At 50.0% G+C, this 25,301-nt stretch carries 17 protein-coding genes; 3 read left to right on the top strand and 14 right to left on the bottom strand.

Going from position 1 to position 25,301, the window contains the following annotated elements; translation table 11 throughout:
* Position 1 precedes the first annotated feature (1 nt).
* From hyaD to puuD, 8 genes are all read right to left on the bottom strand, one after another.
* The gene (gene hyaD, locus OGV98_RS14380) at positions 2 to 583 is read right to left on the bottom strand and encodes a hydrogenase 1 maturation protease (protein WP_003838722.1); all 582 of its coding nucleotides are present in this window, start codon (positions 581 to 583) and stop codon (positions 2 to 4) included.
* Entirely contained in the window at positions 580 to 1,314 is a 735-nt protein-coding gene (gene hyaC, locus OGV98_RS14385) for a Ni/Fe-hydrogenase b-type cytochrome subunit (protein WP_003838720.1), read from the bottom strand. Before hyaC ends, hyaD begins: the two co-directional genes overlap by 4 nt.
* 18 nt (positions 1,315 to 1,332) lie before the next feature.
* Positions 1,333 to 3,126 carry a Ni/Fe-hydrogenase large subunit gene (gene hyaB / locus OGV98_RS14390; protein ID WP_286551641.1) on the bottom strand — a complete coding sequence of 598 codons (1,794 nt, stop codon included), beginning with the start codon at positions 3,124 to 3,126 and terminating at the stop codon, positions 1,333 to 1,335.
* Positions 3,123 to 4,250, bottom strand: coding sequence for a hydrogenase 1 small subunit (gene hyaA / locus OGV98_RS14395; RefSeq protein WP_016149649.1), 1,128 nt, complete (start codon positions 4,248 to 4,250; stop codon positions 3,123 to 3,125). The genes hyaB and hyaA overlap by 4 nt, the downstream gene beginning before the upstream one ends.
* Before the next feature lie 209 nt (positions 4,251 to 4,459).
* On the bottom strand, positions 4,460 to 5,740 hold the full coding sequence (locus OGV98_RS14400; RefSeq protein WP_046669776.1) for an NAD(P)/FAD-dependent oxidoreductase: 1,281 nt from the start codon (positions 5,738 to 5,740) through the stop codon (positions 4,460 to 4,462).
* A 2-nt stretch (positions 5,741 to 5,742) separates the two neighbouring features.
* Positions 5,743 to 7,230: an aldehyde dehydrogenase PuuC gene (gene puuC, locus OGV98_RS14405; RefSeq protein WP_202580740.1), complete on the bottom strand. Its 1,488-nt coding sequence runs from the start codon at positions 7,228 to 7,230 to the stop codon at positions 5,743 to 5,745.
* A gap of 138 nt (positions 7,231 to 7,368) precedes the next feature.
* Complete coding sequence (gene puuR, locus OGV98_RS14410) at positions 7,369 to 7,926, bottom strand: HTH-type transcriptional regulator PuuR (protein ID WP_003830877.1); 558 nt, start codon at positions 7,924 to 7,926, stop codon at positions 7,369 to 7,371.
* Between the two features lie 25 nt (positions 7,927 to 7,951).
* Positions 7,952 to 8,716, bottom strand: coding sequence for a gamma-glutamyl-gamma-aminobutyrate hydrolase (gene puuD / locus OGV98_RS14415; RefSeq protein WP_043015313.1), 765 nt, complete (start codon positions 8,714 to 8,716; stop codon positions 7,952 to 7,954).
* A gap of 212 nt (positions 8,717 to 8,928) precedes the next feature.
* Here puuD and OGV98_RS14420 point away from each other — a divergent pair, with 212 nt between their 5' ends.
* Together OGV98_RS14420 and OGV98_RS14425 are read left to right on the top strand one after the other, a co-directional pair.
* A complete protein-coding gene (locus OGV98_RS14420) occupies positions 8,929 to 10,347 on the top strand; it encodes a glutamine synthetase family protein (RefSeq protein WP_008321000.1) in 1,419 nt (472 codons plus the stop codon).
* 343 nt (positions 10,348 to 10,690) lie between these two features.
* Entirely contained in the window at positions 10,691 to 12,079 is a 1,389-nt protein-coding gene (locus tag OGV98_RS14425; protein WP_003838705.1) for an APC family permease, read from the top strand.
* Positions 12,080 to 12,238: 159 nt separating this feature from the next.
* Here OGV98_RS14425 and OGV98_RS14430 read toward each other — a convergent pair whose 3' ends face one another.
* The 4 genes from OGV98_RS14430 to OGV98_RS14445 all read right to left on the bottom strand — a co-directional run bounded on the left by OGV98_RS14430 (position 12,239) and on the right by OGV98_RS14445 (position 22,506).
* Entirely contained in the window at positions 12,239 to 16,567 is a 4,329-nt protein-coding gene (locus tag OGV98_RS14430) for an AAA family ATPase (protein ID WP_196006296.1), read from the bottom strand.
* Between the two features lie 6 nt (positions 16,568 to 16,573).
* Positions 16,574 to 18,130 carry a hypothetical protein gene (locus OGV98_RS14435; RefSeq protein ID WP_032937030.1) on the bottom strand — a complete coding sequence of 519 codons (1,557 nt, stop codon included), beginning with the start codon at positions 18,128 to 18,130 and terminating at the stop codon, positions 16,574 to 16,576.
* A 536-nt stretch (positions 18,131 to 18,666) separates the two neighbouring features.
* Positions 18,667 to 20,889 carry an EAL domain-containing protein gene (locus OGV98_RS14440; protein ID WP_202580739.1) on the bottom strand — a complete coding sequence of 741 codons (2,223 nt, stop codon included), beginning with the start codon at positions 20,887 to 20,889 and terminating at the stop codon, positions 18,667 to 18,669.
* Between the two features lie 504 nt (positions 20,890 to 21,393).
* The gene (locus OGV98_RS14445; RefSeq protein ID WP_286551644.1) at positions 21,394 to 22,506 is read right to left on the bottom strand and encodes an agmatine deiminase family protein; all 1,113 of its coding nucleotides are present in this window, start codon (positions 22,504 to 22,506) and stop codon (positions 21,394 to 21,396) included.
* Positions 22,507 to 22,909: 403 nt separating this feature from the next.
* Between OGV98_RS14445 and OGV98_RS14450 the strand changes: the two genes are divergently transcribed.
* Positions 22,910 to 23,473 carry a DJ-1/PfpI family protein gene (locus tag OGV98_RS14450; protein ID WP_003847702.1) on the top strand — a complete coding sequence of 188 codons (564 nt, stop codon included), beginning with the start codon at positions 22,910 to 22,912 and terminating at the stop codon, positions 23,471 to 23,473.
* A gap of 56 nt (positions 23,474 to 23,529) precedes the next feature.
* Here the strand turns inward: OGV98_RS14450 and OGV98_RS14455 are convergent, their stop codons facing one another.
* On the bottom strand, positions 23,530 to 24,276 hold the full coding sequence (locus tag OGV98_RS14455; protein WP_202580738.1) for an SAM-dependent methyltransferase: 747 nt from the start codon (positions 24,274 to 24,276) through the stop codon (positions 23,530 to 23,532).
* A gap of 10 nt (positions 24,277 to 24,286) precedes the next feature.
* Complete coding sequence (locus OGV98_RS14460; protein ID WP_003021255.1) at positions 24,287 to 24,544, bottom strand: YjhX family toxin; 258 nt, start codon at positions 24,542 to 24,544, stop codon at positions 24,287 to 24,289.
* Positions 24,545 to 25,301: the final 757 nt, after the last annotated feature.

Below are 25,301 nucleotides of genomic sequence, written 5' to 3' on the forward strand. Positions count from 1 at the left end.
CTTATCTCTCCAGCGTTACGCGATACTGGCGAATATGCACGCCTTCATAGTTTTCCATCGACAGGCATTCATAGTTCAGGCAACGCGTTTCATCGTTGGTCTGTGGCACAATCCCCCACGCAGCCAGTTGCGTAAGTGCGGCCTGCTCCGCCGCCGGAAGCTGAGCACGCGCGATGTCGGTCAGGCTGCCGCCATAGTCGTCCAGCTGTACCGGTTGAAGTCCTACAAGGGCGATGTGCGGGGGCAGATGGCCGCGAATGTCCGCCAGCGCCAGCACTTCGGAGAAACTGTTCTGATGCAGACTCATTTTTTTGGCGCTGAGGTAACTGGGGACTTTTTCACCGGCGTAGGTTTGCAGGGTGCCCGGCGCGAGACCGTAGTCGATGGCGTCCAGCAACAGCAGATGACTGGCCTGCTCAACGTAGCCCAGCAGATTCAGCCCCTGCGTGCCGCCGTCGACGATCTCAACGTATTCCGGCCAGTGATAATGGGCGTACAGGCGTTCGGCGACGCGAATGCCAAAGCCTTCGTCTGCCCACAGCAGGTTGCCTAGACCCATCACGATGACGTGTGGTTCGCTCATGACGCCTCCTTGTCGTGCTGACCTTTGGGAAATTTGTGGCTACGGTAGCCATTGACCATGGTGGAGATGACGGTATCGTCAGACATGATGTCCTCACGAATCGCCATATACACATGGCCTACGATGAAGGCGGCGATGAACCACATCCCCAACCGATGCCAGCTGTGGATATCGAGAGAGTTCCCACCGGTCCAGTAGAAAAACTCCGTCACATAGCGGAAAGGGGTAAAAATGGCGTACTGGCTATGTTCGCTGTATAAGGCAAAACCGGTGAGGATCATAAAAACGGAGAGCAGGAAATAACCGCACATCGCCGCCTGCGCGATGGGGTTATGACCGATATCATCTCCCGGTTTTTTTTCCAGAAACAGATACCAGCGCACCACCGAAAACGCGCCTCGCCACCAGCTGCGCCGCCAGACCGGCACGATAAACAACTCGCGTGAATAGCGGTTACCGACAAAGGCCCAGTAAATGCGCATCAGCAGGATCACCGTGAATACCATGGCGGCGGAGAAATGTATCAGCCGGATGTCGCCCATATAGAACAGATAAGTGGCCTCACCGCTGACCGACGGCAGCGGTCGACCAATGAAGTATCCGGTCACCATCAACACCAACATGCAGCCCACCGTCAGCCAGTGCCACAAGCGTACAGGCGCTTCAAACACATAGTGGCTGATAGCGGTATCACGCGCCTCCCCGACGCGTGGGGATGTTTTTCCAGTCATCGTTCCGTTCCTTAACGCTTAGCGAACCTGGACGGCGATAAGTTCGCTGCCGTCGTCGCCGAGTACGTGGGTTGAACATGCCAGGCAGGGATCGAAGCTGTGCAAGGTGCGCAGGATCTCCAGCGGTTGATCCGGTATCGCCATTTGGGTGCCCATCAGCGCCGCCTCGTAAGCGCCAATTTGTCCCTTCGGATCGCGCGGGCTGGCATTCCAGGTGGTCGGCACCACACACTGATAGAGATCGATTTTCCCGTCGCGAATCGATGCCCAGTGACCTAACGCGCCGCGCGGTGCTTCGGTAAAGCCGATCCCGCGGCACTGCTGCGGCCAGCTTTCAGGCTCCCATTTTTCGGTGTTTGCGGTCGCCAGATTGCCGTTTTTCAGGTTGGTCATTAGCTTGTCGAAGAAATATTGCAGTTTGCTCACGGCCCACTGGGCTTCGTGCGCGCGGCACAGAATACGCCCCAGCGTCGACTGCATACCCGAAAGCGGCAGCTTGAGGGCAGACATCATGCGATCGACGGATTCAATCGTGGCGGCATCCCCTTTGTGATAGGCAATCAGCGTGCGCGCCAGTGGTCCAACTTCCATGGCGTGTCCGCGCCAGCGCGGGGCTTTAATCCACGAATAGCGTTCCTGTTCGTTGAGCTGTTTGATATCAATATCGCTGCCTTTGACATCGCCCGGGTTATACCAGGGTTCAGTAATCCCTTCGAACGGGTGACGACCTAATTGATCGTCCGGATAACGGTACCAGGCATGATCGACAAACTCCTGAATTTGTTGCGGATCGGCCAGATCCACTGGCAGCACGTTTTTAAAATCACCGTTAATCACCGCACCGCCTGGCATCAACAGGCTCTTCGCGCTGAAGTCATTGGCGATATCCGGGAACGCGCCGTAGCTCAGGACGCACTTATCAGAAAGCCCGGTGCCAATCTGGCTCCAGGACTTATTGAACTGGCCGATAGCCAGCGCGTCAGGCACCATGACGTTGTTGATGAAATCAGTGGTGCGGGTGATGATCGACTGCACCAGGTTCAGGCGTTCCATATCGACTGCGCCAACCGCGCCGCGCTGATCGATATTAATCGCGCACGGCATACCGCCGACAATCCAGTTAGGATGCGGGTTCTTACCGCCAAACACCGTATGGATTTTGATGATCTCGCGCTGAAAATCGAGTGCTTCCAGATAATGGGCAAAGCCCATCAGGTTAGCCTCAGGCGACAGTTTGTACTGCGGGTGACCCCAATAACCGTTGCGGAAAATCCCCAGTTGACCGCCGTCGACAAATTTCTTCAGGCGATTTTGGACGTCAAAAAAGTAGCCCGAGGAGGACTTCGGCCAGGCAGAAAGGCTTTGCGCCAGCTGTGATGTGGCGCGCGGATCTGCTTTCAGGGCATTCAACACGTCAATCCAGTCCATTCCGGCTAACTGGTAAAAGTGCACCAGATGGTCGTGGCACCACAGTGTCGCCAGCATAATATTGCGAATGATGTTGGCGTTGTCGGGCACCTTGATGCCAATGGCATCTTCAATGGCATACACCGATGCCAGAGCATGTACGCCGGTGCATACTCCGCAAATCCGTTCGACAAAGGCCCAGGCATCGCGCGGGTCGCGCCCCTGCAGAATGATCTCCAGTCCGCGGAACATGGTGCCGCAGGAAACCGCGTTGGTGATGATGTTCTGCTCATCAATGTTCACTTCACAACGCATATGGCCTTCAATGCGGGTTATGGGGTCCACAACCAGGCGGCGACCCGCATTGTTTAACGTATATCCCTGGGTTTGATACGAGTTGCTCATGCCTGGTTATCCTCTTTGTCCGGCTGCGGTTGTTCGGCTTCTGTTAACTGCTGTTTGTGGCGGTTATGTTGATTGACGGCGCTGGCGACTGCGTGGACGCCTACACCAGCCGCCACTACGCCGAGCGCGGTGAGGCCCACGGTGTCAGCGGTAGAATGCGTTCCCATCTGTGGAATATCGACCACACGGCTGTAGAACGAACCGCGATCCCAGAAGCCGTTCTCCGAACATCCCAGACAACCGTGGCCGGACTGGATGGGGAAGGAAACGCCACCATTCCAGCGGGTGGTGGAACAGGCGTTATAGGTGGTTGGCCCCTTGCAGCCCATTTTGTACAGGCAATAGCCTTTGCGGGCAGCGTCATCGTCCCAACTTTCAACGAACTCCCCGGCGTCAAAGTGGGCGCGGCGGTAGCATTTGTCATGAATACGCTGACCATAAAACATCAGCGGACGCCCCAGACGATCGAGTTCCGGCAGCCTGTCAAAAGTCACCATGTAGGTAATGATGGCGCTCATGACGTCTGGAATCGGCGGGCAACCGGGCACTTTCACGATCGGCTTATCGGTAATCACTTTATCGATCGGTGTTGCCTGAGTTGGGTTAGGCCGGGCAGCCTGCACGCAGCCCCAGGAGGCGCAGGTGCCCCAGGCGATAATCGCGCTGGCACCGGCGGCGGCTCTTTTAAGCTTTTCAATAAACGGTCGCCCGCCGCTAATGCAGAACATCCCTTGTTCTCCCAGCGGAGGATTACCTTCGACGGCCAGAATGTATCGGCCGTGGTAGCGGCTTAGAATGTCTTCAAAGACCTCTTCGGCCTGTGTTCCGGCGGCGGCCATCAGAGTGTCGTCGTAATCAAGGGAAATCAGAGAGAGGATGACGTCTTTGGCGAGTGGGTGAGAGGAGCGGATAAATGATTCGGTACAGCAGGTGCATTCCAGACCGTGGATCCAGACGACCGGGATCCGGGGTTTGTTTTCCAGCGCCCAGGCGATTCTGGGCGTCATTCCGGCCCCCAACCCTAGCGATGTTGCCGCGAGGCTACAATATTTAAGAAAACTGCGTCTGCTCACGCCCTTGCGGCGCATCGCCTGATAAAAGGTCTCCTCGTTATTCGTATTCATAACACGCGTTTCTTCCCCCGTTTAGTTCTGGCGCACGCCGCCAGCGATAATCTAAAAAAGCCTATCCGATTAGCGGGGAGAAACAATGCAAAGTGTGTGGTTATGTCCTATTGCGATATTTTCGTGCCTGTTATCTGTTTTTCGCTTTTCGGCAATAAAAAAACGCACAGGGGGGACCGCCCTGTGCGTCGGGTTTATCGCGGAAGAACTTAAACCCCAAGGCGATCGCGTAAGCTGTAATAGGCCGCGCCCATGGCGGTAAACGGAATGCGCAGGCTGCGGCCTCCCGGGAACGGGTAATGCGGCAGTTTGGCGAACGCGTCAAAACGCTCGGCATCCCCGCGCAGCAGTTCCGAAATCAGCCGTCCTGCCAGGTGGGTACAAGTCACGCCGTGGCCGCTGTAGCCCTGCATATAGTAAATGTTGGTATCAAGACGGCCGAACTGCGGCATGCGCGACAGCGTTAACAGGAAATTACCGGTCCAGCGGTAATCAATTTTTACCCCCTGCAATTGCGGGAAGGTCTTCAGCAGTTTCGGCATCACCAGACGCTCAATATCGTCCGGATCGCGAGCGCCGTAGACTACACCGCCGCCGTACAGCAGGCGGTTATCGCCGGTCAGACGGTAGTAATCCAGCAGGTAGTTACAATCTTCAACGCAGTAGTTTTTCGGGATCAGCGAGCGCGCCATCTCCGCCGACAGCGGTTCGGTGGTTAACACCTGCGTGCCACACGGCATGCTGCTTTTTGCCAGCGCAGGTTCCAGTTTGTCGCCGAGGTAGGCGTTGCCCGCGACAATCACAAAACGTGCCGTAACCTGACCTTTTTCGGTGCTGACCACTGCCGGGCTGGTGTGCTGAATACGGGTGACTGGCGACTGTTCGAACACGCGCCCGCCGTTCAGACGAATGGCGTTAGCCTCGCCAATCGCCAGGTTTAGCGGATGAATATGACCACCGCTGTGGTCGAGTAGCGCGCCGACATAACGATCGCTGCTGACTTCGCGGCGAATTTCGCTGCTATCCAACAGTTCAAGCTGCGTATTGCCGTAGCGTTCCCAGTTCGATTTCTGCTCCTCCAGCGTTTCCATCTGTTTGTGGTTCAGGGCCACAAACAGCCCGCCAGGACGATAGTCGCAGTCGATCTGATAACGTTTGATACGTTCGCGAATGATATTGCCGCCTTCAAACATCATACTGCCAAGCATTTTAGCGGCGTCCGGGCCGTAGGTGCGTTCAATGACGTCGATATCGCGACTGTAGGAGTTCACCAACTGGCCACCGTTGCGCCCGCTGGCTCCGAAGCCAATTCGTGCGGATTCCAGTAGCACCACGTCGTAACCCATCTCTGATAAATGCAGGGCGGAGGAGAGTCCGGTATAACCACCGCCCACGACGCAAACATCACAGCTTACCGATTCGCTAAGGGTCGGGAACGGTTCGTATTGATTGGCGCTTGCGGCGTAATAACTGCTGGTATGTTCAGTCATGATTAAGACTCCAGGGAGATCCAGATGGTTTTTAATTCGCTAAATTTTTCCAGCGCATGCAGGGATTTATCGCGTCCATTACCGCTTTGTTTATAGCCGCCGAATGGCACGGTCATATCACCGTCGTTGTAGTTATTCACGAAGACCGAACCGGCCTTCAGGCGGCGACTCATGCGGTGCGCGCGCGACAAATCGCGGGTCCAGACCGCGGCGCCCAGACCGTAGTCGCTGTCGTTGGCCAGCGCCAGAGCTTCGGCTTCACTGCTAAAACGAGTGATGACCAGTACCGGACCGAAGATCTCATCGCGGCTGACGTGGGCTTGCGGCGCGGTGTCGACAAAAATAGTCGGGCCGATGGCCGCCGGGTGTACGTGGCTGCGGCCATCCAGCGCCAGCGTGCCTTGCGCTTCACCGTCGCGAATAAAACTGTGAACGGTGTCGGCATGCGTGTTGTCGATAAGCGTGCCCATCGTGGTTTCCGGATCCAGCGGGTTGCCCGGCTGCCAGTTTTTCGCCTGCTCTTTTAAAAGCGCGATAAACTCGTCGGCAATACTTTCTTCCAGCAGCAGACGTGTACCGGCGATACAAACCTGGCCCTGGTTATAGAAAATACCTGCCGCTGCATTAGCGGCGGCTTTCGGCAGATCCGGGCAGTCGGCAAATACGATGTTGGCACTTTTACCGCCGGCCTCCAGCCAGACGCGTTTCATGTTGCTGTCGCCAGCATCTTTGAGCAGTTGCTTGCCGGTGCGGGTCGAGCCGGTAAAGGTGATCACATCAACATCCGGATGCAGCGACAGTGCCTGGCCCGCTTCGTGACCGTACCCGCTCACAACGCTGAGCACGCCATCGGGCAAACCTGCTTTTTTAGCCAGTGCGGCCAGGCGAATCGCGGTCAGCGGTGATTTTTCGGAAGGCTTGAGGATCACGCTGTTACCCGCAGCCAGAGCCGGGCCGAGCTTCCAGCATGCCAGCAGCAGGGGAAAATTCCATGGCACGATGGCCGCAATCACGCCCACCGGTTCGCGGACAATCAGCGCTAAATCGTTCACCGAGGTAGTGGCAACTTCACCATAGACTTTATCTATCGCCTCGGCGTACCAACGGATGGCGCGTGCCGCGCCGGGAATATCATCACGCAGGCTATGGCGAATCGGTTTACCGGTGTCGAGCGTTTCCAGTAGCGCCAGTTCCTCGTGATGCTGCTCCATTAAATCGGCGAGTTTGTGCAGCACCGCTTTGCGCTCTGCGGGTGATGCCTGCGACCAGTCCCCGCGTTCAAACGCGGTGCGGGCTGCGGTGACCGCGCGGTCAACATCCGCTTTTTTGCCGCGGGCGACTTTGGCGAGCGGGCGTTGTCCTGCCGGATCCTGGGTAATAAAGGTTTCGTTATCGGCGGCGGCACAATATTCGCCGTTAATAAATAAACGGGTTTCCGGTGAATAATGGCTGGCTTTCTCACGCCAATATTTAAGATTCTGAAAGTTCATAGCTACTCCTTTTATATCAATAAGATAAAGTTCGTTGCTGATCTTTTTCAGGCAAAATCAGGCTGCACGATACCCCAGGGATGTACCCTGTTAATGCGCGTTATTTAAGAAGGCCTGAGAAACTCAGGCCGTTACTGATTAGAACGTGGTGGGAGTGTGGGCACTGATGATGCGGCAGATCCCCGCCGAGGTGTTGCTGAAGCTGTGTGGTATGCCGGTGTTAATGGCATAGCTTTGCCCTGCAACAAGAGGATACGTTTGACCGTTGATGGTCAGTATCACTTCACCTTCCAGTATTGTGCCAATCTCTTCACCCTGATGTTTAATTCTCTCCCCGGTTGTCGTGCCTGGCTGATAGGTTTCAAACATCATTGCCAGCGTACGATTCGGATTTCCGTTGTGTACCAGCTTCATGGATACTCCCTGACTCCCGATCTCAATCAAATCATCCTGATTGATAACCACCTGCGGTTCGTCAGGCTTTTCCGGTTCCGCGAAGAACTCGGAGAGCGACAGCCCATATACTTTCAATAGCTTTTGCAGCGTACTGATGGCAGGACTGACTTTATCCTGCTCTATGGTGCTGATGGCGCTATGCGTTAACCCAGACAGTTCGGCGGCACGACGCTGCGAAAGACCCAATTGCTGGCGGATCTCTGACAAACGTTTACCCGGCGCCAGGCCGTCATCGCTCATAATTGCATTTCCTTAACTGTAGTGGTCAGAGTCGCTGTTTTTCAGCGAGGTGGTTCTGACAAGCGGTGATAAAACCTTCAAGTAACAAACGCGACAGGGCGTATTCGCTACTGTTCCATTCCGGGTGCCACTGCACGCCGAGCGCGAAAGGATGGTCATGGACGCTGGCAGCTTCCACTAATCCATCCTGCGAGCGTGCTTCCACGCGCAGCTGCGGGCCAAGGGTTTTTGCTCCCTGACCATGCAAGGAGTTAACCCAAAACGTGCTGCAACCTGGTATTAACTGAGATAGCAATCCTCCCTGTTGAACCTGGACTTCATGAGATGGCGCATATTGCTGCTCCACCGGGAGTTCCGCATCTTCACGATGTTCCAGGAACTGTGAGTGATCGCACAGGCGACGATACAGAGTCCCGCCAGTGGCGACAACTAATTCCTGTAAGCCCCGGCAGATGGCGAAAATGGGAATGCGCCTTTCGAGCCCGGCGGTAATTAGCGCCATGCTCAGAAGATCACGCCCGGGATCGGCGTCAGACTCATCGCCATTTTCACCATAGAGGTGCGGCTGCACATTGCTTGGGCTTCCTGGCAGGAAGATACCATCCAGTTTCGGTAACAGCGCGTTCAGCAATTCGGGTTCCGCGAGCGCATGGGGCAGCGCTATCGGTAATCCACCGGCATTTAATACCGCATTCAGGTACTTTTCTTGCAGAGTCTGGGTCTGGTGACCCTTAAGCCTGTTCCTACACATCACTACACCAATAACTGGCTTGTCAAATATATTGCCCATGATCGACCTCACGTTTTGGAATAAATTATTGCCAAACGGTTCCTTGTTGTGCAATTCCGTTCATTATTTTCTCAATCTAGCAGCGGAATAACCTTCTAGCAAACTTAATTTAACATTTGACAAACAATTTGTTTGCATCCAGAGTCGAATGGTGGACATTATATTTAACAGTCAAATCACAGAGCAGCTTACCAGGCCAACGGCGGTGAATCATGGAAACCAATATCGTAGAAGTTGAGAATTTTGTTCAGCATTCTGAAGAGAGACGAAGTAGCGCGTTTGCACGCGAAGTTAAGCAGTATCTGGAACGCTATCCTAATACGCAGTATGTGGATGTGCTGTTAACCGACCTTAATGGTTGTTTTCGCGGTAAGCGCCTTCCGGTTGCTGGATTGCATAAGTTAGAGAAAGGCTGCTATTTCCCGGCATCTGTTTTCGCGATGGATATTCTTGGCAATGTGGTCGAAGAGGCGGGATTAGGCCAGGAGCTTGGCGAACCGGATCGGACTTGTGTACCGGTGGCAGGCACGTTAACCCCTTCGGCCGCCGATCCTGAATTTATTGCACAGATGATGCTGACGATGCTGGATGAAGATGGCGCTCCCTTTGACGTTGAGCCGCGGAACGTACTGAACCGACTCTGGCAGAAACTTCGCCAGCGCGGTCTGTTCCCCGTCGTAGCGGTAGAGCTGGAGTTCTATTTACTCGATCGTAAGCGCGATCCCGAAGGTTATCTGCAGCCGCCGTGCGCGCCGGGTACGGACGATCGCAATACCCAAAGTCAGGTTTACTCGGTTGATAACCTGAACCATTTTGCTGATGTGTTAAACGATATCGATGAACTGGCCCGTTTACAGCTGATCCCGGCTGACGGCGCAGTGGCTGAAGCCTCCCCTGGGCAGTTTGAAATCAACCTCTACCATACCGATAACGTGCTCGACGCCTGCGATGACGCGCTGGCGTTGAAACGTCTGGTACGGCTGGTGGCGGAGAAACATAAGATGCATGCCACGTTTATGGCAAAGCCTTATGAGGAGCATGCCGGTAGCGGGATGCATATCCACATCAGCATTATGAATAATAAAGGCGAGAACGTGCTGGCCGATGCGAATGGCGATGATTCCATGTTACTTAAGCGTGCGCTTGCCGGGATGATTGATCTGATGCCCGCATCAATGGCGCTGCTGGCGCCGAATGTGAACTCTTATCGCCGCTTCCAGCCGGGTATGTATGTGCCGACTCAGGCTTCCTGGGGGCATAACAACCGTACGGTGGCGCTGCGTATTCCCTGCGGCGATCGTGATAACCATCGGGTTGAATATCGCGTGGCGGGGGCGGATGCCAACCCGTATCTGGTGATGTCGACCATCCTGGCGGGGATCCTTCACGGTCTGGATAACGATCTGCCGCTGCAGGAAGAAGTGGAAGGCAACGGACTGGAGCAGGAAGGGCTACCGTTTCCTATCCGCCAGAGCGATGCGCTGTGGGAGTTTATGCAAAACGACAGTCTGCGTGAATTATTGGGTGAGCGTTTTAGCCACGTGTATCACGCCTGTAAAAACGATGAATTAATCCAGTTTGAACGTCTTATCACCGACACTGAAATTGAGTGGATGTTGAAAAACGCCTGACAGTCGTACAGGTCATTTAAAAAGAAGTCGCATCATGCGGGCTGAGCGGAGCCAGCCCGTCAAAATTGCAGGAATACCTGCCATTTCCCGGATGTCGCGTAATGGAGCGCGGGCGACAACGGGTCTTCAGATAACCGACAGAGTTTGTGACGAGGAAATGTGATGATGCCAATGTTTAAAAACCAGCCCCGCGTGAGCATCCATGGCTCCCGCAGTAAGTACGGACCGCATCTGTGCCGTGCAACATTGACGCCTTTCTTATGGCTTTCTACCCCGATACGACCCAGGTCTGCTGTTCCCACATTTCGAACGCAGATCTGGGCTCGTCGCGGGGAGGAAAGCTATGTCGACTAATTCTTCTGTGGATCTTGCAGCCCAGCCGGGCAAAGCACAGCTGCGTAAATCTCTCAAGCTGTGGCAGGTAGTGGTGATGGGGCTGGCCTATCTCACGCCGATGACAGTGTTTGACACCTTTGGCATTGTTTCGGGTATCAGCAATGGCCATGTTCCAGCCTCCTATCTGCTGGCCCTGGCGGGCGTACTGTTTACCGCCATCAGTTACGGAAAGCTGGTGCGCCAGTTTCCGCAGGCCGGTTCGGCCTATACCTATGCGCAAAAAGCGATTAATCCGCATGTGGGGTTTATGGTCGGCTGGTCTTCACTGCTTGACTACCTTTTCCTGCCGATGATTAACGTACTATTGGCGAAAATTTACCTTTCCGCGCTATTCCCGGGGGTTGCGCCATGGATTTGGGTAGTGCTGTTTGTGGCGATCCTTACCGCGGCCAATTTGAAAAGCGTTAACCTGGTGGCGAACTTCAATGCCCTGTTTGTCCTGGTGCAGGTGGCGATCATCGTGGTGTTTATTTTCCTCGTGGTGCAGGGGCTGCACAAAGGCGAAGGGGTCGGGACCGTCTGGTCGTTGCAACCGTTTATCAGTCAGAATGCGCATTTGATTCCGATTATCACCGGCGCGACCATTGTCTGCTTCTCGTTTCTCGGCTTTGACGCGGTAACGACCCTCTCTGAAGAGACGCCAGATGCTGCGCGCACCATTCCAAAAGCCATTTTTCTTACCGCGCTGTACGGTGGACTGATCTTCATTGCCGCCTCGTTCTTTATGCAACTGTTCTTCCCGGACATTAGCCGATTCAAAGACCCGGATGCGGCGCTGCCGGAGATTGCGCTGTACGTCGGCGGCAAGTTGTTCCAGTCTATTTTTCTGTGCACCACCTTTGTGAATACGCTGGCGTCAGGTCTGGCGTCGCATGCCAGCGTTTCTCGCCTGCTGTATGTGATGGGCCGCGATAACGTCTTCCCGGAGAAGTACTTTGGTTATGTCCATCCCAAATGGCGTACTCCCGCGTTGAACGTCATCATGGTCGGGATTGTGGCGCTGTCGGCCCTGTTTTTTGATCTGGTGACCGCTACGGCGCTGATTAACTTTGGCGCGCTGGTGGCCTTTACCTTCGTTAATTTGTCCGTGTTTAACCACTTCTGGCGTCGTGAAGGACGTAAGCATACCTGGCAGGAAAAGTTGCACTATCTGGTATTGCCAATGGTCGGTGCCGCCACGGTAGCCGTACTATGGGTGAATCTGGAAGTGACATCGCTGACGCTGGGACTGGTATGGGCCGGCGTTGGGCTGGTGTATCTCGCGTACCTGACCGGACGCTTTCGTAAACCGCCGCCGCAGTTTGACGCCGCGAAATCTGAGCGCGCATGGGAGTGATGGAAACGGAATCGGCAGAGATCTGGTAATGACGATTAATATTTAGCAGTGGCCAGATTTACACCATCGGATGTGAAAGTCGGCCGTAGCTTTCGGCTAGTCAAATGAAAACGGTATGCCACGGTGGAAAGTCGTGGCATACCTGCTTAGCGGTGTTGTTTACTGAACCGCAAGTCGATTTTTTTCCCTGATGCGATTGATCAATTCCATTTGCTCGTGGGTTGCCCTTACCAACAAACCGTCCAGAACGGCATCGTTATATTGTTCACTTGAATAGGTTAATTCAAATAACCCCATCTTAATGATAATATCGCGAACCGCTTCATTTGGATCGTTAGCAAGTCTCAGTCGGATTTTCTGGCTGCTTCGTGGAGCAAGGAGCCCACTAAACAGGCACCGAGCCAAATCGCTTCGAATCGTGACATCAGGATCATTTGCCAGTTGCTCTTGCACCAGAAGAGAGAGCGGATTCATGCGATCTGATTCTTCAATCAACTTTCTTTTAACGCTGTTATCTATATCCTTTGCTAACAATATCTGGACCTCTGGCGTTAACCTTTTATTTTTCGCCAATGCGAGCCTTATTCTGAGATCGTTATCTTTTATCAACCGATGCTGCACTTCTTCACTCAGTGGCGAATTGAAGAGTCCTTCCGAACCTCTAGCCAGTGCTTCCCTAACACAGATGGCATCATCTTCTACCAGTATGAGTTGTGCCGACGGATGCAGTTTAGGATAAGAGGCCATTTTCTGGCGAATTGACAGATCGCTATCTCTGGCAAGAAGGGTTTGTGTTAGAGGATTCAGTGTAAAGAGATAGTTTTCCTCCTCTGGTATCAGGTGGGCACGTACTCTTTGGTCTCTATCGTTTGCCAATTTCACCTGAACTGCTTTTCCTGGGCTTTGTGAGGCCGCAACTGCGCAGCGTACTTTGACCGATTTATCGTTCGCCAGTTGCCATTCGATCTCGCGATCTGTCCACCAATCACGTAACAGGGCGATGCGAACCTTGTCTTCATCATCAAGGAGCAGCTCGTGGAGAATCTTAGTATTCGTATTTTGGTTGGCCGCCAGTTTCTGACGCACATTGGCCTCTTTGTGCGTAACCAACTCTTCTTGCCCATCCCTACTCAACGCCGGGTTACTGGCTAACGCTTCGAGTATCTCTACGCTGCAGTTCTCCAGATTCAGGATTTTATTCTGTAGGGCTTCCGATAGCGCGGAATTACCAGCCAGCGCTAGCGCGATTTTTGTCACACTCTTCGTTGATGGTAAACCTGAGTTTGCCCTCATGCTGGCTAAAATCGACTGTACGCTTTCCATCGCCGTGGCCAGATTGTTTACCGCCAATTCTGTTTTATAGATGCGTTCCATTAACGGTTCGCCGATTTGTGGGTTGCCCGCTAGATTCTCGCGTATCGCAGCTGAGCCCGAGTCGTAAAGCTGCGTATAGTACTCTTCATTGAGATGCTGATTTAGTGCAAGCGCCAGTTGTACTTCCTCTTCATCCTTTATTAATTTACCAATGATTGGAGCGGTAAGGGCATTGTTCCTGGCCAGTTGAACACGGATTTCGCTATCATGCATTTCAGCGAGCTGCGCCATGATTGGACCCGTCAGGTTGCGATTACCTGCTAACGCGTAATGCACTTCCTGGTTACCGTTATCCAGTAATTGCTGTTGAGTTAATGCACTTATAGTGGCGTTACTTGCCAGCTCTTTTTGAACATCGTAGATATCATTGGCTAGTCGCTGCTGTACTTCACTCGGTAGATTTTCAGTGTAAGCCAACGATTTTCGAACCTGATGGTTTTGATCCATCGCGAGATGATGTATAGCTTTCTCTGGCAGCGAATTGCGCCAGTGTACCAGGCGTGCACGAACATCATCATCGCTATCATCCATTAAGGTACAGATCGTGTCGTCCGCAATGTTAGCATTGCCAGCTAATGTCTCACGTACTTCTGTGCAGCTGTCTTTGGTCAGTTGTTCCTGAACCTCAGGGTGAAGAGCGTAATTGCTGGCAAGGGCAATACGAATTTTTTCTGACGGATGCTGGCTCAAATTGTTTTGCAACAGGGCGCTATCAAAGTGTTTGCTACCGGCGAGTTCTCTAAGAACTTCATCTGTGTCCTGGAGCAAAGAGTTTAATGCGGGATTGGATAGATTAGGGTGTTCGGCAAGCTTGCGACGAACCGAGACACGCGTATCCTGAGTCAGCCGTATCTGTGCAGTTGCAGTCAGGTTGGGGTTAGACGCTAATGACTCCCTAACTTCCGTACATTCATCTTTTGCTAACTCTAGTTGTACAGCTTCCGCGAGTAATCCTTCACGGCGGCGTTTAGCCAGTGTTTCACGCACGTCCTGATCGCTGTCCAGCGTCAGGATCTGTTGTACCTTTTCGCTAAGCCCATCAAGATCTGCTAGATCTTCACGCACGGTAAAATCGCGGTCCCTTGCCAGTATTTCTTGCGCCTCAGGGTGAAGATTGCTATTGCGCGCCAAACGTCGGCGAATAGAGACCCTGGAATCCTTCGCAAGTTGTAATTGCATTAATTTACTGAGATTTTTATTGGTAATCAGCATCTCGCAAACGTCTAATTCTGGATCACGCATTAAATGTTGAAGCAATGTACTATCTGTGCTGTTGCTGGCGAGCTGGAGTCGATGTTGAATAGTGAGCTGAAGCCGTTCGAATTGTGTTGCCATCAGATCATGCGGTGCATTTGCATGTATACAGGCCAGATGTAAAAGATCGATGTCAAACTCAGGCTGGTCATTAACAATGTTAATACGTTGGGTGAGTATCTGCTCAGGACAGTTCGGGTTACGATATACTGCTTTGCGTACGTTCAGGTCTGCATCTGCCGCCAGTTTTTCCAGTAAATCATCCGGACAATCTTCGCTATTAGCGACCTCTGCGCGGCGCAACGAGTTTGCACTATCCGCCATCTGAATCATCTGCGCTACGCTAAGACCATCGCTGGTGGAAGCTGGTTTGAGCTTGAGTTTCTCAAACAACTCTTCGTATTGGGCAACCTGTTCACGCAGGGTCTCACGTAACGGAACTGTAAGCTGGATAGCAGCTTCCAGATCTTTCAGCTCCAACTGGCGGTTTTCAAGGAATGCTATTTCTCGAGCTTCGTTGATAGCATTCTGAATATCTGCACCTGCATAATCACGGCACTGTGTTACCAGCTTATTGCGTTCATTCTGGGTCAGTTCAAGCGACTCACCTTTCAGATGGATGTCCAGAATAGCTGCTCGCTCTACGCCGTTGGGGAATCCGACGTAAAACACCTCATCGAACCGTCCTTTACGCAGCAACTCTGGAGGGAGCACGGTAATATTGTTAGCAGTGGCAATGACAAATACCGCACCGGTTTTTTCTTGCATCCAGGTCAAAAAATAGCCGAAAAGTCGTGAGGAAACCTCCGAACCACTGCCACTGTTCATGCCGACAAAGGCTTTTTCCAGTTCGTCGATCCACAAAATACAGGGGCTAATTGATTCTGCCATTGTTAGCGCCCGACGCATATTATGTTCACTTTCTCCGACGTACTTACCCAATAATGAGCCGATATCAAGACGTAGGAGTGGCAACTGGAATAAACCGGACGCTGCCTTGGCTGCAAGAGACTTCCCACAACCGGGCATACCGGCGATAAGTACACCTTTAGGCGCCTGTACGCGTGAATCGCGAGCTTCACTCAGGCGGCGGAAAATCTGGGCGCGGCGAGTGAGCCAGGTTTTAAGGTTCTCAAGACCGCCGATGTCAGTTGCATTTTCGATTACGTGCAGCATCTCAAGCACGCCACTTTTTGCGATAATCTGCTCTTTCCCATGCTGGATAAGAGCCAACGCCTCGTCATTAATTTGTTCATGCTGTTGACGAACTAGTGCTAATACTGATCGGATCTCTTCCTGGTTCAGTCCGCAACACGCAGTATGCAGACGCTGATGCATATTTTCCGGGACAAACAGATCAAGCATCTGGCAAAAACTGCTGAGCTGCTGGTTAATTTCCTCACCCTGGGGCAGTGACAGGGGGAGCAAGGTGATTTGCGACTCGATTTGTACTGGGATGTGCAAAGTTTCTGAAACAAGTACTACAGCCGTTTTGCTCCGGTGGTGGCGCTGAATGCGGTTGAGCAATTGCTTTAACCGTGCAACGGCGAGTGGCTGGTTTTCCAGTGCACTGCGGGCATCTTTAATGATGAGGAGTTTTCCGTCCAAATCGTCATCGAGCAGCGAAGGTAAACTTTCTGCTAGTTCGGTGGCCTGACTCTGCGTGTTCCGAGGCTGCTTGTTATGGAAATCAACCCAGCCATATCCAAGGTTCCACTCTTTGGGAGACAGTGTCAGTTCTGTACTTATTTCCTGCAATAGCGTATCAACTCGGCTTTCTTCGCCGGAGTGGATGTAAAGCCCTGGATATCCAGCGAGGATATGGGATTTTATCTTGGTCTTAAGTTCGAGCAGATTCATCAGTATTTACCAGAATGAGAAAAGGTTTGAGGCAAAGTTACTGATACCCCGGCTAAAGGACTTAATGACATGACTCGTATTTTCAGTAACACTGGCAATGACTTTGGCAGCTGTTTTGGCAACAACCTTGCCCGCGTTATAGACGATTTCACCAATTTGCCCACCCGCTATACCACCTGCGACACCGCCAACAAACCCTCCAACGGCTGTACCGACTGGACCAAATACGGTACCAATCGCTGCGCCCAACGTGGCCCCCTCAGTTGCACCAGCAATAGCCATTGTCGTGGTTATAGTGGTGTTACCGATGGCATCGAGTGCTTCCTCTCCAGTCAGTTCACCTTTGCCCAGTTTATAAAGTACCTTTGCATTCTGTATGCCCACGCAGACGATATTGGTAATTAGGCCCGCAGGTGTACTGCGTAAGGCTGCGCCAAGAAAGCCGTTCTTGACAGCGACTACGACCGCTCCGGAAACAGCAACCTGTATAGCTGTTTGCGTACCGGTACGCAGCGAGCTTTCGAAAAAATCGTTGAGGTCTTCACTAGTGGATGGATTTTCACGACCGTTCAGGCGATTCCAGGCACGCCTTGCAAGGATTCTGGTTCCCTGCATACCCACCGCAATACAGGCACCGAGCACAGCCTGTTTACCAATTTGCTTGGCAATATCAATACGATTAGTGTCATTCCAGTCGTACTGACGTGCTTCGGCATCTTGTTGAGCTTTTTTCTGTAATTCTTTTGCTTTCTCTTTAGAAAGTGGCTGAGAAGACACTCCGTCAGCTTCAATAACCTCTGTGCTGTTGACCACATCTGCGCCTTGCCCCTCGGGAACTAGCGCTTGTTGATCGTTATAGTCGCCCCGATTGAGCTGTGTATTTGTGGCGTTTGAGTCAGCACCATATTTCGACTGATATTTGCAGACCACATTGCCGTTGCCGTCAACAATCTCAATATCAACGGAGTTTAGCTCCTGTGAACCAACAACCCGTGCACGATACGGACTGCCTTTGGTGGTTGCATCGATATTAAATGTATCGACGTGATGCTGTTCCGCAACAAGACCATCTAGATTGGGGTTTTGGTTGATATTCCCGGCCAGCGTGGTGATTGTTTTGCGCGCATTTTCGTTAGCGTCTACCAAGGCGCTATCGATAAGGCTGGCGTATTGGCCTACGTGTACCGAACCGGAAACTGCTGCATTTTTTTCTATCTCGCCAGCCAACCAGGAGGCACGGCTACGACCTTTATCCATATGCTGCTGTAATGAGTCGCGAGACTGATTAAAGGCTTCCGTAGAGCGTATTATCTGCCGACGAGTGTTTAGTAACTCTTCTTCGTTTTTCCAGATCTGTGGATATTTACGAAATTCATCATCCAACCATTGCCCCAATGGCTGATCGCCGCGAGCCTGGCAGGAGGTTACGAAAGAGCTAATAATGGATGCGGTCTGCTCGGGAGCATTAATCTCCTCTACAACTTGCAATTCTACCTGTGTGATGGAGGAAAATTCATCATCGTTAATATTCTGAGCGAGATTATTATTTTGTTGTGTCATCATTTTTACCGTTAAATCTGCTGTGTGATATATCATCAAATGACTATGATAATTGACGCAAATGATATTAGCCGTAATGCTAAATGCAGACTAGCGCAGCGATCACTAATATTGATTATGAACTCTATGACTGAGGTAGCCAAAATCTTCAGGTTGCCACCCGATTTAAAGCTTCTTGGTCAGTTTCTCATTAGGGATTAATTTCGGGGAAATACCACGTTTTTAAGGCTAAACCAGCCTATCATGCAGGAAAGTCCTTCTCGCCGTTTTTTTTGCACAATACAAAACCTCCATATGGAGGAGCATTAATCTCCATATAAATTTCAAAGATCCTCTAAAAAAACCCTTATTTTTAGGAGGGGGAGGCTCTACAACTCATGGCTGTATGGCAATATCTGTAGACTGATAGGTAGCAACAACACGATGTTATGACGTTAAGTTGTATAGTGTTTTGCTTAATTAATATGCAGTTTTAGTTAAGGGAATAAAAAACCGGCACGGGAGCCGGTAAGTGGAACAATGTAGGAATATAATTATTATTATAATTCAGCCAACTCAATAGGAACGGGTTTCCCTATATGGTATCCCTGTAACCAACCAATACCCATGGTAATTAGCATCTTTTCAATTTCCTCATTTTCAACAAACTCAGCTACCACTTCCATATTTTTGAGTTTTGCTACTTCGCAGAAGGATCTGACGGCGCATCGACTAAATTCATCGGTCAGTATATTACGGATGAAGGAGCCATCAATTTTCAGAATATCTGCGTCTAATGTTCTGAGTCGTGAATAGCTTGACGCCCCTGTGCCAAAATCATCAATAGCAATTTTAGAACCGGCTTTACGTAATGCTCTCAGAACATCAGTGACATTAGCGTTGTCAATGATATCTGATTCAATGATTTCAAAAATTATACGTTTAGGTGCGATGGAATATTTTCTAAACAATGTGAAAACATTATCAAGGAAATCAATTTTATTAAGCGAGTCAGGTGTCAGATTAATGGAGAAATGACTGCTCGGGTCAGATTTCTGCCGTGACTGTATAAAACGAAATGTTTGCTCTATAACAGTGATATCCAGTGCAGGAAGTAATCCTGCCTCACGAGCAACGGGTAGGATGGTGTCTGGAAAGATTAACTTACCATCAACCATTTTTATCCGAATAAGTATCTCGTGATAACGTGTCAGTCCCGTAGTTGAAACGATAGGCTGAACAACCAGCATCGTTGATACGATGGGTTGAGCCATAAGCTCAAACGATTTTCTGTCAATTGCTTTTTGCAACATATGACGAATGACAGCATGACTGACAATTTTATCACCTGGCACCTGCGGGCTGAGTAACAACGGTTGCCCCTGCATTAACGAGATGTAGCTTTGGGTATTAAGATGTTTAATTGCTTGTGATAAATTTTTAATCAGGTTTTTCTCGGTGGTATATGCCACACCACAAGATAGTCCCAATTGGTAATCCTTCCAGATAAAACGAAAAGAGTTTAGGTCTTTGTAAAGAGTAGGAATGTCAGGGACAGTATTAAGGCGAAGAATTATTCCATGACCAGGTGCGTAATAAATGTTACCTGTATCCTTAATCAATTTACGTACATATGCGCTTAGCGCTTTTACAAATTCAAAACGGAATTCTATTCCATGAGTTTGCTCCAGCGTATTCAACTCTGTACAACGGATGTAACACAAGCACTCTGTTGCGTGTTTACGGATGTCCATTTGCAGGGCCTGAAAGTTAGGCAGTCCGGTATTAGGCTCTGATCTAAAAAGTTGTTTGAGGCGGCGGAGATATTTTCGGTTGCGGACCACAAGTACACCGGTAACAACAATCGTAAGAGAAAAGACAAACACTATCGTGGAGGAAATCACGAGACTATGTAAATAATTATTATAGTTATCCGGCGAAATATAACTGTTTATATAATATCCCAACAGGATGAGCATTGTTACCCATACAGGGGATATAAAAGCATGGCCAATGCAGATCACTCCCCACAGCATTACTGGAAGTAACCACAGTAATGAATAGTCTGTAAATATAAGAATATCTTCTCTGATGACGATCAAAGCGGACATAATGCAGAGTAACAGCACCAGCCATAATACTTGATACAGAATAGGAGGGCCGGATTTTATCAGCGTCTTCACTTGTCTGATGTATAAAATGCACCATGCAGGGTTTTGAACGCTTCTAAGCAACAGATAACAAAAAGGGATGCCAGTCAAGCAAGAGTTCATCAACCACTGTAAGTTAATTAGTGTTTGTAGTGTAAAAAGGTTTGTGATCGGTGCTGAGGCAGTGTTCGACTGGAGCCAGTAATCAATCGAGATGAATAGTAAGGCGTTGCAACACACGAGCCAGACAATACGCAGGGTTGTAAGCTGGCTACGACCAAAGCTAACCGCGCCTCGTTTACCTGTCGAGAAAAAGTAGAGTGTCTGGCTAATGAGAGCAGCCAGCAGTTGAGCCGTTAGCGTGAACACCGAAGATAAAGAGTAAGAATAAAGGGCATACAAGAAAAAGGCACCCAAAATTGGCAGCGCCTTTTGCCGGTATAAAACCAGCAGTGCAGAAATAAGAGGTAAAGTGAGATCGTAAAAATGCAGTGTTATACCCGCAACATCCTCTTGCTTACTGAGATGACCAGCGACCAGCTGTAATGCAAAAAACGCGATGCCTACACAAAAATAGTCTCTAAATGTATTAATAAAATTTATATTTTCAGTTTTTCTTAGCAATATCATCATTCGCAATTCTCAGTGAGTTATCACCGTTCTCGATTTAAGTCATCTACTTAAAACAGGTTAGACTGGAGGTTTGAAATGTGTATTTTTGGATGTTTTCGCTAATTGAAAACCATTCTAAAATATGTTATGTAAGTTTTTTAAAGGTAACCCTCGATAATTTCCGTGTGTTTCACAACACAGGGAAGAACAATCTTTATGGCTGTGCTGATAATAAAAATTCCGTCAGTAGCCATTATTTAAGACAGAATAGGCGATCGATAAAAACGATCAATATAAATCTTTTGATAGATTTTATCGATAGGTTTGGCAGATCATAAATACCACGAAAGATCGATAAAAGCTATTAAAATGTTGTTTTTTAATGGTGTTTATTTCATAAATGTTAATTGATCGCTTTGTTTATTAAAAATTAACCTATGCAGGCATCCTTCTAAAGGAATTATTATGATATTGGCGGGAAAGTGAGTTTCCCCACCTTCCCACAATACACTCAATTGTTAATCATTAACAAGGTTGCTGCTGTGTCGCGCAGTGAATGCCGCCGCCGCCAGCCGCAATGCCATCAATATTCAGTTGTATAATTTCACGATCGATAAACAGCTCCTGCAAAATAGCATGGGTATTACGATCGGTGCGCTTATCGCCAAATTGTGGTGCAATGACGGCATTATTACACAGATAAAAATTGATATACCCTGCGGCAAAATCATCACTCGCATAAGTCTGGCGGATGGTAGAAGGTCCTTCCAGCGTGACTACCTTCAACCGTCGGCCTTTGGCATCCGTGGCGGCTCGTAATATGTCCAGATGACGTCGGGTGATCGCGTAATCAAAGGACGACGGATCCTGCTCAAGACCTGTCACCACCGTACCCGGATGCGTGAACCTGGCATAAAAATCTGTATGGCCGTCGGTAATATCCTTGCCGGCAATACCCGGCAACCATATGATTTTCTCCAGACCTAGCAGTCGCTTAAGTTCTTCTTCGCATTCGGCTTTGCTGACGCCGGGATTACGGTTGGAGTTAAGCACGCAGCTCTCGGTAATAATCGCCGTGCCTTCGCCGTCTACCTCAATACCGCCACCTTCCAGAGTCAGCGCCGAGCGGATGAACTCGGCATGAACGTAATCAGTAACGAATTCAGCCACATCGGCATCACGTTCGTGCTCTTGCTTATTGCCCCAGCCGTTGAAATTAAATCCCACACCGCCGAGCGCACCGCTGGCGCTTTTCACAAACACCGGCCCGGTGTCGCGGATCCACAAATCGTCTATCGGGTGAACCAGAAGATTGACCGACGGTCCGCACAGACGCGCGGCGAGTTCGCTGTCTTCTTCGCGTACCAACATATTTAAGGGTTCAAATGCGGCGATGGTTTTAGCAACTAGCGCCAGGTTTTCCTGCACCGCCGGTAGCAGATGAGGCTCCCAGATCTCGGCACTGGCACCAAACGCCATCCAGGTTGCCGCATGCGGTGCGCCTTCATCCGGCATTTGCCAGCAGCGGTCCTCTGTTGCGCGGGCAAATTGGCTAAAACTGATGCCTGTCATACCGGCGAGTAGCATACTCGTTGAAGTCACCAGACCTTGCCAGACGAACGAACGTCTTGTCACCATAGGATTAACCTTTGCGTATATTTATCTGATATTGGATGAATAAAATAATAATAGATAATTAATGTTCTGCGTATTTTAAATATTGAATAATAAATAAATTGATTGCGGGTAAGTTTCATGCGGAATATAGCACAGGAGATATTCGTTGCAATCTCTTCGTTTTATATTATGAGAGAGGTTGACTACTATTAAAATTTATCAACTATATATTTATATATAATTTATATTTATCAGCATGAACATGTGTCACGCCGTAGGCTCTGAAGCCTCGTCTGACGGGCCTTGCCGCGGATTGTGATCTGGCCGATTGTTCTGTTGTATTTATTAATGCCATGAACCGTGTGGACTATAGTAAAGATGGCCGTTATTTCTCATCATTAATAACCGTGAGTGGGGGATGTGAATGAAGAAGATACTGATGCTGGTCGGAGATTATGTCGAAGATTATGAAACGATGGTGCCTTTTCAGGCTTTGCAAATGCTTGGGCATCGTGTGGATGCCGTCTGTCCGGATAAAAGTCAGGGTGACTACGTTCAAACCGCCATTCACGATTTTGATGGGGCGCAGACATACAGTGAAAAGCCGGGACATCGCTTTACGTTGAATGCGAATTTTGCCGAGGTGCGGGCCGCCGATTACGACGCACTGTTGATCCCCGGCGGGCGTGCTCCGGAATATCTTCGACTGAATCCAGATGTCATTAAGCTGGTGCAAGATTTCAACACTGCCGGTAAGCCTATCGCTGCGGTTTGTCATGGGCCCCAACTATTAGCGGCGGCGGGAGTGTTAGAAAACCGGACCTGTAGCGCTTATCCGGCCTGTGCGCCTGAGGTTCGTCTGAGCGGTGGACATTATGCCGATATTGGCATTGATCAGGCCCACGTTGATGGCAATCTGGTGACGGCACCAGCATGGCCCGCGCATCCGCAATGGTTAGCTAAATTTGTTGAAGTATTAATGAAGTAAGCGACGATGAGATGAAAAAGTCGGTATAACCAGCCTGGCTATACCGACAGGAGATATTACCTCCGCATGAGTGCGAACACGCCCCACCCGATATATTCCCGGGTGAAGGTAACGTGGCGTGCTGGTGAACTTCTCAATTGCTCTCTGACTTCGACGGCAAACTCATCGTCCGGATTTGCCTCCAGCCACCGGCGCATCGTCAACCATTTTGCCGCCTCGTATCTGTCCCAACCCTCCTGGTCCGCCAGTACCATTTCAACCACGTCATAACCGAGCTGGTCGAAAGACGAAACGCGTTCTGGCAGAGAGAGAAAATCAGTCACTGAAGTCGCGCCGCAAGACTTAGCGACCTCCTCCGTTGCGGGTATCTGACGCCAGTACGGTTCGCCGATGAGCAAGATCCCGCCTGATTTGAGACTTTGTTCCAGCTGTTTGACCGTTCCGGCAACGCCGCCGGCAATCCAGGTTGCACCAATGCAGGCGGCAATATCGAATTTTTCTTCGGCGATATAACCTGTTGCATCGGCATGAATAAGACGCACGTGCTCAGTGACGCCCAATTCACTTGCCCGCAGGGTGGCTTGCTCGCTGAATAACTGGCTCATATCGATACCAACGCCGGAAATTCCATGATCGCGTGCCCAGGTGCACAACATCTCGCCAGAGCCGCTGCCGAGATCCAGGATGCGGGTTCCTGGGGCCATCCGTAAAACCTGACCTAACGTTGCATATTTCTGCGCGGTGAACGGATTATGAATGCGATGTGCGCTTTCGCTGATTGTAAAAATCTTCGGGATATCCATCTCTCTCTCCTTAGCGATTATCCAGTTGGGCGCGAACGTTGTTCAGCCCAGTGGTATTGATGCGGTAGGGCTGACCATTGACGGATTTGATCAGTTTTTTCGTTCTGAGCTTTTTGAATACATCGAGCGTGCAGTCGCAGAGCAGTAACCCTTCGCGGCTATAGCATTCGACGGAAGTGACACGGCCTGATGCATCACGGACGTGAGCAATACGGCCACCTTTGGCGAGTACGTGTAAGGTACGTTGTTCCTGACGGGATAAATTCATACTGGAAAACCTGTTTAATCATCATGTGCAAAACGTGCAAACACACAGCGGTGTCCGCATTCGATTTCGGCGCATTGATAACCAGTCCGGCCTGAAAAGGTCGGTAAGCTGATTATCTGATGATTACATTCTCCAGCATCAAAGCCTCGGGTTGAGTTGATAGATATTTACCTGCTGAATCATACCAGCCTGGACGAGTAGGGGAATCGTCCTGTCGGGAAAATGTGATCTATGACGAAAAATGCGTTTAGATTATTTTATAATTTTTTAACTCTCAGCTAGCTGAGCGGTGTATGAATGTATTAAATTTATTGAATTTTCAGACATTGTCAGTAGCGGTATTGGTCGTAATGATGTGTAGTTGGTCTCACTTGCGTCACACTATAGATTAGTGATATTTAATCTTTTCTTATCTTAATTTTGTTTTATTTGATAAACAGGTCTTTATTATAAAAAGAATTTTTAATGGTGTTTGTGTTTAATTCTATTTAGGAATTTTCTTAACGTCATGAAGTGTGTATACTCAATCCTGCAAGAAGCTCTTCTGTTATCATCAAAACTATAAAAATGTCCTTAACACCCGTATTACCTCTGCCCTGTATCTCTTCTCAGGGGAGAGGTTTTTTTCTGTATATTATTTTGATAGTCGTCATAAATAGATAGTTTAATATTATTGTTCTTGTTGCTTTACATTAGTGATGACGACAGATTTTTTTCTGTGAACCATACGGTACTATTGAAATAGTATCGCTATGAA

This window comes from Citrobacter sp. Cf136, assembly GCF_030333815.1.
Classification (GTDB): Bacteria; Pseudomonadota; Gammaproteobacteria; order Enterobacterales; family Enterobacteriaceae; genus Citrobacter; species Citrobacter freundii.